This is a genomic window from Leisingera sp. ANG-M6, assembly GCF_000813905.1.
Lineage (GTDB): Bacteria > Pseudomonadota > Alphaproteobacteria > Rhodobacterales > Rhodobacteraceae > Leisingera.
Genome location: NZ_JWLG01000007.1, coordinates 190,644 through 203,499, shown reverse-complemented (window position 1 = coordinate 203,499; position 12,856 = coordinate 190,644). Strand labels below are relative to the sequence as shown.

Genomic DNA, 12,856 nt, shown 5'->3' with positions numbered 1-12,856 from the left:
GCATCAGGCAGATGATCCAAGCTGATCTTACTGTAATCCTGCCAGAGATCGTTCTGGCGCTTTACGCCATGGCGGCGCTGATCGGCGCCGTCTACACCGGCAAGGACAAGCTGGCGGTGCCGATGGTCTGGGCCACGGCGGCTTTGCTGGCGCTGGTCGCCTTCTGGATTGCTTCCAGCCCGGAAGGCACCCAGACCGCGTTCAACGGCATGTTCATCGACGACGGCTTCTCGCGCTTTGCCAAAGTGGCGCTGCTCTTGGGCGCCTCCGCCGTGCTGCTGATCGGCCAGGAGTACATGGCGCGCCGCGGCATCCTGCGGTTCGAATACCCGGTCCTGGTGGCGCTCGCCGCTGTCGGTATGATGATGATGGTCTCCGCCGGTGACCTGATGTCCCTCTACATGGGGCTTGAGCTGCAGTCGCTGTCGCTCTACGTCGTGGCCGCGATGCGCCGCGACAGCGTCAGGTCGACCGAGGCGGGCCTCAAGTACTTCGTGCTGGGCGCATTGTCCTCCGGCCTGCTGCTTTATGGCGCCTCGCTGGTCTACGGCTTTGCCGGCACCACCCAGTTCGCGGGCATCATCCAGGTGGCAGAGCAGGGCCATATGTCCATCGGCATGCTGTTCGGCCTGGTCTTCATGATCTCGGGGCTTGCGTTCAAGGTTTCGGCGGTTCCATTCCACATGTGGACCCCGGATGTCTATGAGGGCTCGCCGACGCCGGTGACTGCCTTCTTTGCCACTGCGCCGAAAGTTGCGGCCATGGGCCTCTTTGCCCGGGTGCTGTTTGACGCCTTCGGCGGCGCAATCGCTGACTGGCAGCAGATCATCGTGGTGCTGTCGGTGCTGTCGATGTTCCTGGGCGCCATTGCGGCAATCGGCCAGCGCGACATCAAACGGCTGATGGCCTTCTCCTCCATCGCCCACATGGGCTATGCAATGATCGGCCTGGCGGCCGGCACTGAAGCCGGCATCACCGCGATGCTGGTGTACCTGGCGATCTACGTCACCATGAACATCGGCACCTTCTCCTTCATCCTGATGCTGGAGAAGGACGGCAAGCCGGTCACGGACATCCTGGCCCTGAACCAGTTCGCTGCACGCGAGCCGGGCAAGGCGCTGGCGGTGCTGATCCTGATGTTCTCCCTGGCAGGCGTGCCGCCGATGCTGGGCTTCTTTGCCAAGTTCGGCGTTTGGCAGGCGGGTGTTGATGCGGGCCTGATGACGCTGGTGATCGCCTCTGCCGTCGCTTCCGTCATCGGTGCTTTCTACTACCTGCGCATCGTCTTCTACATGTACTTCGGCACTGGCGAGGATGATGTGGAAGCGAAGGGCTCTCCGGTTCTGGGCGTGGCGCTGATGGCTTCTGCGGCGCTGATGCTGGTGGGCGTGGTCTACCAGTTCGGCATCGACGGCGCTGCCGCTGCTGCCGCAGCAACCCTTGTAAATTGATCTGCTTTTCAGGCAGGCTAAAGAGGCCCGGTCTTGCGACCGGGCCTTTCCGCATCTAAGGAGCGCACATGAGCTGGCCAGCAGGATATGGAAAACGGGTGCTTGATGAGGTGGACAGCACCCTGAACGAGGCCGCCCGCATCGCCGGGGAACTGGCAGGTCCTGAATGGATCCTGGCCCTGCGCCAGACGCAAGGGCGGGGCCGCCGCGGCCGCGACTGGAAGGATCCCAAGGGCAACTTCGCCGCCACCTTGGTGATGCGCCCCGAAGGCGCCCCGGATCAGGCGGCGCTGCGCAGCTTTGTCGCTGCCTTGGCGGTCTATGACGCCTGTGTCGCGGTCACTGGCCGCAGCGAGGGCCTGTCCCTGAAATGGCCGAACGATGTGCTGCTGAAGGGCGGCAAACTGGCGGGGATCCTTCTGGAAAGCGCCGGCAACGGCAAAGGCGTGAACCACCTGTTTGTCGGCATCGGCGTCAACCTGGTGGAAACGCCGATGAAGGAATGGCTGGAACCCGGCGCGGTCTGGCCTGTGTCGCTGTTGTCGGAGACCGGCGTGCAGGTCACGCCGGAGGAATTCCTGGAGGCCGTGGCCGAGGCCTTCGCCCGCTATGAGCAGCAGTTCGCAACCTACGGGTTCGAGCCGATCCGCACCGAATGGCTCGCGCGCGCAGCCAAGCTGGGCGAGGTGATCACGGCCAAGACTGCGTCGTCAGAGACCGAAGGCACCTTTGAAACGGTGGACGCCAGCGGCAACCTTGTCCTAAACACCGCCAAGGGCCGCGTCAGCATTCCCGCGGCAGACATCTATTTCTAGGAAGGAGCAGCAATGCTTCTGGCAGTTGATTGCGGCAATACCAACACCGTCTTCTCGATCTATGACGGCGAGAAGTTCATCGGCATGTGGCGCACCGCCACCGAATGGCAGCGCACGGCGGACCAGTACTACGTCTGGCTCAGCACGCTGATGCGGCTGCAGGGGATCGAGGCGGATATCACCGACATGATCATCTCTTCCACCGTGCCGCGGGTGGTGTTCAACCTGCGTGTGCTGGCGGACCGCTATTTCAACACACGTCCCCTGGTGGTGGGCAAACCCGAATGCTTGCTGCCCGTTGCGGTGCGGGTGGACGAGGGCACCGCGGTCGGCCCCGACCGGCTGGTCAACACGGTTTCAGGGTTTGACACCTATGGCGGAAACCTGATCGTGGTGGACTTTGGCACTGCCACCACCTTTGACGTGGTGGCCGAAGACGGCGCCTATGTCGGCGGGGTGATCGCGCCCGGCGTGAACCTGAGCCTTGAGGCGCTGCACCAGGCCGCAGCTGCGCTGCCCCATGTGGATATTTCCAAGCCGCAGAACGTGATCGGAACCAACACCGTCGCCTGCATGCAGTCCGGTGTGTTCTGGGGCTATGTCGGCCTCGTGCGCGAGATCTGCGAGCGCATCAAGGCGGAACGCGCGGTGCCGATGAAAGTAATCTCAACCGGCGGGCTGGCGCCATTGTTCCAGCAATCTGCCGATCTGTTTGACGCATATGAGGATGATCTCACCATGCATGGGCTGCAGATCATCCATAAATACAACAAGGAAAACGGTACTGACGCATGAGCAGTGATAGATTGATCTACCTGCCCCTCGGCGGGGCGGGTGAAATTGGCATGAACGCCTATGTTTATGGCTACGGCCCGCAGGGCAAGGAACGGCTGATCCTGGTCGACCTGGGCGTGACATTCCCGGACATGGACACCACACCGGGCGTCGACCTGATCATGCCCGACATTACCTGGCTGAAGGAGCGCGCCGACCGGCTGGAAGGCATCTTCATCACCCACGGGCATGAGGACCACATCGGCGCTATTGCCCACCTCTATGCGCATCTGAATGTGCCGGTTTACGCCCGCGCCTTCACCGCCAACCTGGCGCGCCGCAAGATGGAAGAAGCAGGCCGCGACCCGGCAAATGTGCACACCGTTCAGGCCTGGCCGGAGGTAACCAAGCTTGGCCGGTTCACCATCGGCGTGGCGCCGATGAGCCACTCAATCCCCGAAAGCGGCGCGCTGGTGATCGACAGCCCGGCAGGCCGCGTGGTGCATACCGGCGACTTCAAGCTGGATGCAAACCCGCTGGTGGGTGAGCCCTTTGATCCGGAGATGTGGGCGGAGATCGCCAAGGATGGCATCCAGGCACTGGTCTGCGATTCCACCAATGTGTTCTCGCAGCATCCGGGCCGTTCGGAATCTGAACTTCCGGAAGAGATCACCAAGCTGTTCTCCGAGGCCAAGGGGCTGGTCGCCGCCACCACATTTGCGTCCAACGTGGCACGGGTGAAAACCCTGGCTGAGGCCGGGGTGAAGGCGGGCCGCTCCGTGGTGCTGCTGGGCCGTGCCATGCGCCGGATGATCGAGGCGGCTGTGGAAACCGGCGTGCTGGTCGACTTCCCCAAGGTGATCAGCCCGGAGGACGCCGCCAACGTGCCGCGCGACAACCTGATGCTGATCACCACCGGCAGCCAGGGCGAGCGCCGTGCCGCCACCGCGCAGCTGGCGCGCGGGAAATACCGCGGGCTGGAGCTGAAAGAGGGCGACCTGTTCCTGTTCTCCTCCAAGACCATCCCGGGCAATGAGAAGGGTGTCATCCGCATCATCAACCAGTTCTCCGAAATGGGTGTCGATGTGGTCGATGACAGCTCCGGCCTCTACCACGTCTCCGGCCACGCCAACGGTCCGGACCTGGAGGCGGTTCACAACCTGCTGAAGCCCAAGATGCTGATCCCGATGCACGGTGAGCACCGCCACCTGCGCCAGCACGCCCGCCTGGGCGAGGAAAAGGGCATCGCCAGCGCCGTGGTGGTGAACGGCATGATGATGGACCTGTCAGGCGACGCGCCCAAGGTGACCGAATGGATCGAAACCGGCCGCACTTATCTGGACGGTTCTGTCAAATACGGCGCGCTGGATGGCATCGTGCGCGACCGCATCCGCATGGCGCTGAATGGCCATGTGCTGGTGACGGTGATCCTCGATGAAGAAGACGAACCGCTGGGCGAGCCCTGGTGCGATCTTAAGGGGCTGCCCGAGACCGGCACCTCCAATGCCGCGCTGGTCGAGGTGCTGGAGGAGGACCTGAACCAGTTCCTGATGCGCGCCGGCGCCAAGACCCTGCGCGATGACGACAGGCTGGAGCAGGAGCTGCGCCGCATCACCCGCCAGACCGCGCAAGCGGAGATCGGCAAGAAGCCCGAGGTGACGGTGGTGGTCAGCCGCATGCGCTGACCCAGCGGGAAGGGCAGGTCGGTTCTCCCGCCCGGGCCATGCCGCATCGAAGATGCAGCAGGTCCGGTTGGGCCTGGCGCCGCGGTCCTCTACGGGCCCGCGGCGCTGTTGCGTCTGGCTGCGGGCCAATTAAACTGCCGCGGGAAGTGTTTTCGAGGTGCAGATTTCATGGCGGGTAATAGAGCAATCCAGCATCCCAGCTGCAAGGTGCCCATGCTGACCTGGTGGGAAGGGATCTATGATCAGGTGTTTGTCGCGCTGCATCCATTTTACCGGATCCGGAAAGCGAAGACTTTGGCCTCTCTCGCTGGCAAAGAATTTTATGAAGACGTCCTTCCTTACGACGACCGGCCGGAAAACTTTAGTGACATGATAAAGTCACGCGGAGAAGCGGTCTCCTGGGCGGCGGTTCACCAGGCGGTCGCACCGGACCTGCCGAGGGGGAAGGTTTACCTGGCGATCTGGCTGCTGGCTTGCATCGGCTATCAGGACCGTGCCGGCATAGACCTGCAGAAGCGGCTGACCGCCTACTGCAAGGAAAACCGGCTCTACTTGCCGGAGGACGACGGGCTGACCGCCATACTGGAACCCGTTGTGCAGGAATTTCTCTCCTGTTTCGGATGTGCGCAAGTGACGGCCTGGGATGAGTTCAGGCACCACAGCGACACGGTGACGCCATCGGTCTTCAGAAAAGCTGAGCCTTGCTACCTACTGACGCAAAGCATCACGAGCGCGGCTGTTTGGGGGCTGCATCTCCCGGATCCCGGAATATTGATGACCTGGAGCCTGGATGGCACGGAGGCCATTATTGCCATGACAAACAAAGCGCTCCAGATGGCAAGACCTGAGGATTTCTTCGAGGGCTGGTATGCGGATGAAGGGACCTACGCAGATGTCTTCAATCCCTCCGGTTTCCTGCCCCGAGATCAGTGACGCGGACTTGGGAAACAGAAACGCCGCGGCCCGTCTGGGCACGCGGCGTTTTCAATTCTGGTCGCTGCTCCCGCGGGAGCTGCGGAAGCCTCAACCGTGCAGCGGGCGGGCGCAGCTGGGGCAGGAGACCACTTTGCGCGGAGCGCTGAACAGGGCGCCGAACAGGCGGCGCACCATGGCGGCAAAGGCTTGCGCGCGCAGCTCATGCGCGCGGGCCTCAATGGCCTGGAACTGGGAAATGGTCAGAGTTTTGGTGTCGTTGGTTTTCATGGCGTAGCCCATCATCAATGGCGCGTTTCGTGTTGATGGATGCAATACGCCGGTTTGAGCGGATTGACGCCACACAAGATCGAAGACCCGTTATGCTGCAAGCGCAAAGGTAGCCATGCTGCATGTGCATCGCGGGCAGGCCTGGATGCCACAAAAAAAAGGCCGCCCCGGGGGCGGCCTGATCTTTCTGCCTGCTGCTGAGGTATCAGCTGGCGCGGCGCTCGGCAAAGCTGAGCGCGATAAAGCTCGGCAGGTGGTCGCCCATGCCAACCACAGCCTTGTCGTCACGCTTGCCGTGTTTGCCGCCGCGGCCAGAGGAACGCTCCTGCTTCTGCGCGGGTTTTTCATCCCTGCGGCGCTCGCGGCTCTCGTCCTTGCGGCTTTCGCGGGTATCCGCGTCTGCCTTGTCTGCCTTTTCTGCTTTGGCAGGGCGGGCAGGCTTTTCTTTCTTGGGCTCCGGCTTGACCGGGTTCTCCAGCCGCGGAATTTCCTTCTGGATCAGGCCTTCCACTGCGGCCAGCGCCTTGTCGTCGCGCGGAATGCAGATGGTGATTGCCTTGCCCTCGCGGCCGGCACGGCCGGTGCGGCCTATGCGGTGGACGTAGTCCTCTGCGTGGCCCGGAACGTCAAAGTTGAACACATGGCTGACGCTCGGCACGTCCAGACCGCGTGCAGCCACATCAGAGGCTACCAGAATGCGCAGGTTGCCTTCGCGGAATGCGTCCAAGGTCTTGGTGCGCTGGCTTTGATCCAGGTCACCGTGGATGGCAGCCGCGTCATAGCCGTATTTCTTGAGCGATTTCGCGCAGATATCCACATCCGTCTTGCGGTTGCAGAAGATGATGCCGTTGGTCAGCTTGTCGCCCTCAGCGTCGATCAGGGCGCGCAGCACCTTGCGTTTCTCGCTGCCCTCGCGGTCACGCCGCGACGCCTTGAACTGCACAACGGCCTGTTCGATGGTCTCCGACGCGGTGGCCTGGCGGGCCACTTCGATACGGGCCGGGCCGGACAGGAAGGTGTTGGTGATCCGTTCGATCTCCGGTGCCATGGTGGCGGAGAAGAACAGGGTCTGGCGGGTAAACGGCGTCAGCGAGAAGATGCGCTCGATATCCGGGATGAAGCCCATGTCGAGCATCCGGTCGGCCTCGTCCACCACCATGATCTGCACACCGGTGAGCAGCAGCTTGCCGCGCTCGAAATGGTCCAGCAGACGGCCCGGGGTGGCGATCAGCACGTCGACACCCTTGTCGATCAGCGCGTCCTGCTCCTTGAAGGAGACCCCGCCGATCAGCAGCGCCTTGGTGAGCTTCACATGCTTGGCATAGGTGTCGAAGTTTTCCGCCACCTGGGCAGCCAGCTCGCGGGTGGGGCACAGCACCAGGCTGCGCGGCATCCGGGCGCGGGCGCGGCCGCGGGCCAGAAGCGTGATCATCGGCAGCGTGAACGACGCGGTCTTGCCGGTGCCGGTCTGGGCGATTCCCAGAACATCGCGCCCCTCCAGCGCCGGCGGGATGGCTCCTGCCTGAATCGGGGTGGGGGTTTCGTACCCGGCTTCCTCAATAGCTTTGAGGACCTTGGGATTAAGGTTCAGATCGGTGAATTTTGTCATATGCATCCGTCATTGCGGACACTGACCTGGCCCGCGCGTGTGTGTTGCAGCCGGCTCCGCAAAAGGTCATGCGGTGTGGCAGCTGCCGGCTCGTGGCGGGGCATAGCAAAATCCCATGCTGAGGTCAATTAATGCCGGATTTTGCAAGGTTTTCGTTGCCAGGATCGGCAAAATGGAAACAAATCAGCCGAAACCGGGGAAGTGTTTTTGCCGTTTCTCCGCCAGGCCAAGGGGGCGATTCCTCAAAAGGCCGCGCTCCTGCAGCTTGCGGTAGACCGCCGGGTCCTTGGCGCTGATTTCGTCAAAGAAACTGCGCAGGCCGTTTTCACCGTATTCCTCTTCGATCAGCGACAGCAGCTCATGCGTGTTGAGCCCGCCCATGATCCGGGCATAGCCCGGACCAAGCTCTGGCCGGTAGGAGCCGCGTTCCAGGCGGTACCGGTAGACGGATTGCCAATGCTCCCAGCTGGCCGCATGGCAATGGCACAGGTCGGCCTGAACCAGTTCGTGGCTTTCAGAAACGGTCCCACCCTCCTGAAACAGGTTATGAATCCGCAGTTCAGCGTTGGGCAGGCCTGTTCTTGCTATGACCTTGCCCGCGGTATGGCTCAGGAAACCGCCTTTGAGAAAACCGCCAAAGGCCGGGTAAACCGCCCGGACTTCCGCCTCCCGCTCCGGTCCCTTGGGGATCATCGCCTTGAATTCGCCCTCGCGTCCCGCCAAGGCCTCCAGCGGACGCACCCGGGCGCATAGGACGCCCTGCGGCAGTGCAGCCAGCATCTGCCCCAGATCGAAGGACGGCCACAGGAATTCATCCACGTCAATATGTGCGATCCATTCCGTCTGGATTCGCTCATAAGCGTGGGTTGCATTCAGTGTCTGGCGGACCTGGTGCTTGACCGGACGGTGCTTTTTGAGCCGCTTCCAATGGCTGGCGTCACAGGTGGTGACCCTGACCTTGGGATGCTGTTTCAGGTGCGTATAGGCCTCCGGGTTCGGCTCATCCAGATAGATGTGCAGCCGGTGGGCGCCCAGGTCGAGGTGATAGGCGGCAAAATCCAGAATGGCCCTGGTGTCAGCCTTGATGGTGCTGACGATGCCCCATTTGACAGGCTCAGCCGTCATCGCGACCTGTCCTGTTCTTGTAGCGCTGGATACGGCCAAAGATGCTGCGCGGGTCGCTCATCACCATCCGCAGCATTTGCACACCCAAGGGGCGCAGAACCGCGTCATTCTCGGCATGGCGCCATAGCCGGGCGAGCAGGTTCATATCCAGGTCGCCCCGCTCCAGCGCGTAGGGGACCATGCCAAAGGCCAGATCGTCCGGTTTCGGGCCGCCGCGCTGCCTGGGAAACCCGTCGCTGTTCTTGCGGCGGCTTTCGCGGCGTTCGCTGTCGTGCAGCTTGATCAGGTCGAACAGCAGCATCAGCCCCTGGCCGCCCAGACGCTGGTCGATGGTTTCCCCGTGATCGGCAAAGGTGGTTGCGGCGGCGATAAGCCAGCGCACCGGCAGCCCGGCGGCCAGGTCTTTGCCATGCTCTGTCCAGATGCGCAGGAACAGCTGCCGGGCCAGCGGGTGCGGCGGCTGCCGACGCAGGATTGCGATGCATAACGCGTGCAGCGCCCACAGCTCCGGCTGGCCGATGAATTCAGTCCGCAGCAGAGCTTGCTTGCGCAGAGCGTTGCAGCGGTCCTCAGCCATTTCCGACGTGTCGGGAGCCTCAGAAATCCGCTGTTCGAGGAGCGCCTTCAGGTCGCAATCTGCGGGCGGCAAGGCTGCAAGCGGATTGTCAAACGGCCGCTCCCGCTTTTCCAGCCGGCGCATCAGGGTGAAGAACCCGCCAGGGTAGTTTTCTTGATCCAGGTCCATGGCGGGTTTCAATAATTTCGGGTCCAATGACTGCGCGGTTACACCATCATTTCCTTGGTAGCTGTCAGATTCAAGTCCGGATAATCGCGTACCACCCGGTCGATGTCCCATTGCAGGCGGGTCAGATAGACGATGTCGCCGTCGTGGTCGTGGGCGATGTGCTGCTTGTTGGCGTTGGTGAATTTCTCCACCGCTGCCTTGTCGCCGCTGACCCAGCGGGCGGAGGTGAACTGGCTTGCCTCGAACCGCACCGGCAGGCCGTATTCCATCTCGATCCGGCTGGCCAGAACCTCGAACTGCAGCTGGCCCACGACGCCGACGATGAAGCCGGAGCCGATTGAGGGTTTGAACACCTTGGCGGCGCCTTCCTCGGCGAACTGCATCAGCGCCTTTTCCAGGTGCTTGGCCTTCATCGGGTCGCCCGCGCGCACACCCTGCAGCAGTTCCGGGGCAAAGGATGGGATGCCGGTCACCCGGATCGCCTCGCCCTCGGTCAGGGTGTCGCCGATGCGCAGCTGGCCGTGGTTTGGGATGCCGATGATGTCACCGGCCCAGGCTTCCTCCGCCAGCTCCCGGTCGGACGCCAGAAACAGCACCGGGTTGGATACTGCCATCGGTTTCTTGGTGCGCACGTGCGTCAGCTTCATGCCGCGTTTGAAGTGGCCGGAGGCCATCCGCACAAAGGCCACCCGGTCGCGGTGCTTGGGGTCCATGTTTGCCTGAACCTTGAAAACAAACCCCGAGACTTTCTTTTCCTCCGGGCTGACTTGGCGGGGTTCAGCGGACTGCGGCTGCGGCTCGGGGCCGTACGCGCCAATGCCGTCCATCAACTCCTTGACGCCGAAGGAGTTGATCGCGGAGCCGAACCAGATCGGTGTCATATGCCCCTCAAGCACCGATTGCGGGTCCAGGGCGGGCAGCAGTTCGCGCGCCATCTCGACCTCTTCCAGCAGCTTGTCCAGCAGATGCGCTGGCACATGTTCGGCCAGCTTGGGGTCGTCCAGGCCCTCAATCGCAATGCTTTCCGCCACCTTGTTGCGGTCGGCGCGGTCCATCAGTTCCAGCCGGTCGCGCAGCATGTCGTAGCAGCCGATGAAATCGCGCCCGACACCGATGGGCCAGCTGGCCGGGGTCACGTCGATCGCCAGCATCTCCTGGATCTCGTCGATGATCTCAAAGGTGTCGCGGCTTTCGCGGTCCATCTTGTTACAGAAAGTCAGGATCGGCAGGTCGCGCAGGCGGCAGACCTCAAACAGCTTCTGCGTCTGGCTTTCCACACCCTTGGCGCCGTCGATGACCATCACCGCCGCATCCACCGCCGTCAGCGTGCGGTAGGTGTCCTCGGAGAAGTCCGAGTGGCCGGGCGTGTCCACCAGGTTGAAGCGGAAACCGCTGAAGTCAAAGGACATTGCGGACGCCGAGACAGAGATCCCGCGATCCTTCTCCATCTGCATGAAGTCCGACCGCGTGCGCCGCGCCTCACCCTTGGCCCGCACCTGGCCGGCCATCTGAATAGCACCGCCATAGAGCAGGAACTTTTCAGTCAGCGTGGTCTTGCCGGCGTCCGGGTGCGAGATGATCGCAAAGGTCCGGCGCCGCGCAATTTCGGCGGGCAGTTCGGGGCGGTTTGCAGCGGTGTCCAACATGCGGGTGGCTGTATCCACAAACCGCGTCAGAGGCAAGGAAAACGGAGGCTGGAGGGCGCGCTGGACCAGCATTCCGCAAAGACATCGAATGTTTTGCCTATAATTCGCTAACGCTTTTCCTGTAACACTTGCGCCGCACCTGTGTGTTACAGGATTTCAATGGCCCACCCGTTTCAGGAACGATACGTGCAGCAGGATGAATTCTCAGATCATTTTGGCGTTCTCGACGCAGTCGAAATCGCGGTGATCGTTCTGAAGGTGGGCGACGACGGCCTGCCGCGCTACGTCGCCATGAACACCAGGTCGCGGGAGTTCACCAAGTTCCAGCGCAGTGATTATGCAGGCAAGACTGCGCTTGAACTCTATGGCGGGGCAACCGGCCGCCGTGCCTTGAACCACCATCTGGCGGTCATCAGCAGCGGCAAGGAAGCCACCTACGATATTGTCCTTCCTACCCAGAACAGGGAAAAATACCTCAGCACCACGCTTCGCCCCGTGTTCAATGAAGAGGGGCGGCTGACCTATCTCGTCGGCTCTTCGACTGACGTCACGACGGAACGGGAACGCGATGAGGCGCTGGAGCTGACCCGGATGGCGCTGGACAAGGCCGAGGAGGCCAGCCAGGCCAAGGAACGGTTTCTGGCCAACATGAGCCACGAGATCAGGACGCCGATGAACGGCATCATCGGCATGTGCGAGCTGCTCAAGGAGACGGATCTGGACGAACAGCAGCAGCTGTTTGCCGACACGATTTTCAACTCCGCAAACGCCCTGCTGACAGTCATCAACGATGTGCTCGATTTCTCCAAAATCCAGGCCGACAAGATCTCCCTGCACGATGCGCCGTTTTCACTGCGGGACGTGGTTCAGGACGTGGGCACTCTTCTGTGGGCCAGGGCTGCCTACAAGGGGATCGACCTTCGCACCGAATATCCCGAAGATGTGCCGCATGAGTTTGTGGGCGATGCGAGCAAGATCCGCCAGATCCTGATGAACCTGCTGGGAAACGCGATCAAGTTCACCGAAGACGGCCATGTTACCGTTAGCGCCGCCTATGACCCCCGGGCCGCCAAATTACCCCTGCGCATTCAGGTCTCGGATTCCGGTATCGGGATCGAGCCCTCGCAAATGAAATGGATCTTCTCCGCCTTTGAGCAGGTCGACCGGCAGGCGGTCCGTGTGATCGAGGGCACCGGTCTGGGACTGGCCATCACCCGTGCCCTGGTGGAGCGGATGGGGGGCACGGTCACGGCCTCTTCGGTGCCCGGCGAAGGGTCGGTGTTCACAGTTGGCCTGGATCTGCCGCAGGCGCGAGAAGCTGCGCCTGACGGCCCGGACATGGCACCGTTTCAGGACAGCAGGCGGGCGCTGAACGCTCCGCCCGGGATGGCGGTCCCGGAGCTGCCGCCGGAGGCGCTGAATGGCATGCGCATCCTGGTGGCGGAAGACAACAGGACCAACCAGCTGCTGGTCCGCAAGATGCTGAAATCCACCGGCGCCGATTTGCGGTTTGCGGCTAATGGCTTGATGGCGCAGGAGATTTTCGCCGCCGAAGGCGCCGATCTGATCCTGATGGACCTGTCGATGCCGGTTCTGGGCGGGCTGGACGCCACCCGCCGGATCCGTGCGCATGAACGGGAGGCAGGGCTGCCGGAATGCCCGATCATCGCCCTGACCGCCAATGCCCAGCCCAGCGATGTCGAGGCCTGCCTGGCCGCCGGGATGAATGATTTTCTGGCCAAGCCCTTCCGCAAGAATGAGCTGCTGGCCAGGATCCTGCGGCAGGGAAAGTAAGCCCCAGAA

At 62.4% G+C, this 12,856-nt stretch carries 11 protein-coding genes; 6 read left to right on the top strand and 5 right to left on the bottom strand.

Annotated features, from left to right (window positions below; all coding sequences use genetic code 11):
- Positions 1-11: 11 nt before the first annotated feature.
- The 5 genes from nuoN (at position 12) to RA24_RS05340 (ending at position 5,658) form a co-directional block, all read left to right on the top strand.
- Complete coding sequence (nuoN, locus tag RA24_RS05360; protein ID WP_019295979.1) at positions 12-1,451, top strand: NADH-quinone oxidoreductase subunit NuoN; 1,440 nt, start codon at positions 12-14, stop codon at positions 1,449-1,451.
- A 68-nt stretch (positions 1,452-1,519) separates the two neighbouring features.
- On the top strand, positions 1,520-2,266 hold the full coding sequence (locus RA24_RS05355; RefSeq protein ID WP_019295978.1) for a biotin--[acetyl-CoA-carboxylase] ligase: 747 nt from the start codon (positions 1,520-1,522) through the stop codon (positions 2,264-2,266).
- A 12-nt stretch (positions 2,267-2,278) separates the two neighbouring features.
- Positions 2,279-3,061: a type III pantothenate kinase gene (locus RA24_RS05350; protein ID WP_019295977.1), complete on the top strand. Its 783-nt coding sequence runs from the start codon at positions 2,279-2,281 to the stop codon at positions 3,059-3,061.
- Complete coding sequence (locus RA24_RS05345; RefSeq protein ID WP_039190326.1) at positions 3,058-4,725, top strand: ribonuclease J; 1,668 nt, start codon at positions 3,058-3,060, stop codon at positions 4,723-4,725. The genes RA24_RS05350 and RA24_RS05345 overlap by 4 nt, the downstream gene beginning before the upstream one ends.
- Positions 4,726-4,938: 213 nt before the next feature.
- Positions 4,939-5,658 (top strand): hypothetical protein, encoded by a 720-nt coding sequence (locus tag RA24_RS05340; RefSeq protein WP_039190324.1) that lies wholly within the window; start codon positions 4,939-4,941, stop codon positions 5,656-5,658.
- A gap of 90 nt (positions 5,659-5,748) precedes the next feature.
- Here RA24_RS05340 and RA24_RS05335 read toward each other — a convergent pair whose 3' ends face one another.
- From RA24_RS05335 to RA24_RS05315, 5 genes are all read right to left on the bottom strand, one after another.
- Positions 5,749-5,943: an RSP_7527 family protein gene (locus RA24_RS05335; RefSeq protein WP_019295975.1), complete on the bottom strand. Its 195-nt coding sequence runs from the start codon at positions 5,941-5,943 to the stop codon at positions 5,749-5,751.
- Positions 5,944-6,133: 190 nt separating this feature from the next.
- On the bottom strand, positions 6,134-7,537 hold the full coding sequence (locus RA24_RS05330; RefSeq protein WP_039190392.1) for a DEAD/DEAH box helicase: 1,404 nt from the start codon (positions 7,535-7,537) through the stop codon (positions 6,134-6,136).
- A gap of 183 nt (positions 7,538-7,720) precedes the next feature.
- Positions 7,721-8,662, bottom strand: coding sequence for a glycosyltransferase family 2 protein (locus RA24_RS05325; RefSeq protein WP_039190322.1), 942 nt, complete (start codon positions 8,660-8,662; stop codon positions 7,721-7,723).
- Complete coding sequence (locus RA24_RS05320) at positions 8,652-9,407, bottom strand: hypothetical protein (RefSeq protein ID WP_019295972.1); 756 nt, start codon at positions 9,405-9,407, stop codon at positions 8,652-8,654. Before RA24_RS05320 ends, RA24_RS05325 begins: the two co-directional genes overlap by 11 nt.
- A gap of 38 nt (positions 9,408-9,445) precedes the next feature.
- Positions 9,446-11,053: a peptide chain release factor 3 gene (locus tag RA24_RS05315; RefSeq protein WP_029204794.1), complete on the bottom strand. Its 1,608-nt coding sequence runs from the start codon at positions 11,051-11,053 to the stop codon at positions 9,446-9,448.
- A gap of 186 nt (positions 11,054-11,239) precedes the next feature.
- On the opposite strand from RA24_RS05315, the gene RA24_RS05310 reads away from it, so the two are divergent.
- On the top strand, positions 11,240-12,847 hold the full coding sequence (locus RA24_RS05310; RefSeq protein WP_039190321.1) for an ATP-binding protein: 1,608 nt from the start codon (positions 11,240-11,242) through the stop codon (positions 12,845-12,847).
- Positions 12,848-12,856: the final 9 nt, after the last annotated feature.